General features: G+C 45.1%; 2 protein-coding genes. Both read right to left on the bottom strand.

Annotation, left to right across the window (positions count from 1 at the left end; genetic code table 11):
* Window positions 1–156 (bottom strand): HTH domain-containing protein (locus R7R24_RS24805; protein WP_318119748.1); only part of this gene is annotated, 156 nt, incomplete at its 3' end.
* The coding region (gene murB / locus R7R24_RS24800) for a UDP-N-acetylmuramate dehydrogenase (protein WP_318119747.1) at window positions 153–1,081 on the bottom strand (929 nt) is incomplete at its 5' end. The genes murB and R7R24_RS24805, both read right to left, overlap by 4 nt.

Genomic DNA, 1,081 nt, shown 5'->3' with positions numbered 1-1,081 from the left:
ATAAATATCCACTCCCCAATCATTCAACCCTTTAATGTGCTTTGCAATTGCCGCTCTAGAAATGCCCAGTTGTTGTCCAAGCATTTCACCTGAATGGAAACCGCCATCGCTGAGTGTTTTAAGGATATGTAGCTTCACTGAGTGTTCTTTTCTCATTGAGCAGCCTCAATCTTAGCGAGATTAGTTTCACCTTGACGATTCATAAAGCGCACTTCGTGTTCGAGTTCAATCTGGTACTTATCCCACACCGCCTTTTTCACCAGAGAAGCAAGTGCAACCACGTCATCAGCACTGCAGTTGTCGACATTTGTTAATACCAACGCTTGTAAAGGGTTCACCTGAGCACCGTTGACTGAAATACCTTTCAAACCACACTGGTCAATCAGCCAACCGGCTGCCACTTTCATTCCCTCGTTTGCAGGGTAAGCCACCATGTCGCTATGCTTTCGAATGAGTTGATCATAATGATCTTGGCTGATCACAGGGTTTTTAAAGAAACTCCCTGCGTTACCGACTTTAGCTGGGTCTGGCAGTTTCTCCATACGAACTTGGCACACACGTTCAAATATTGCATTTGGACTTAATTCGTTTTCAGGGATGTTTTGTAACGGCCCATATTGATTCTTCGGCGTCCATCGCTTCGGCAGCTTCAAGCCAATGGCTGTGACAAAGCATTTTTCATATAGATCATGTTTGAAAACTGAATCTCGGTACCCAAATTCGCAGTCTTCCGCACTCATCCGCCTCGTTTTTAAAGTCGTCAAATCCAATACATCGACGTAGCTACAAAGATCTTTTAGTTCAACCCCGTATGCGCCGATGTTTTGGATCGGAGCTGACCCAGCACAACCGGGAATCAAAGCTAAGTTTTCGATCCCGCCCATACCTTGGGCAACACACCAAGCCACCAAACTCGGCCAATCCTCCCCACCTTGAACATGCAGAAGATAATCTTCATGGGTTTCTGAAACCGATTTCCCCAAAAGGCGGTTAACAATGACGAGACCATCAAAATGTTCAGTAAATAGAACATTGCTGCCTTTACCCAAAAACAACTTCGGCAGACTTTGAAAAGCAGGAT

The sequence above is a fragment of the Vibrio sp. 704 genome, from assembly GCF_033339295.1.
Note: the sequence above shows the minus strand (reverse complement) of the source record. Positions and strands in the feature narration are given on the sequence as shown.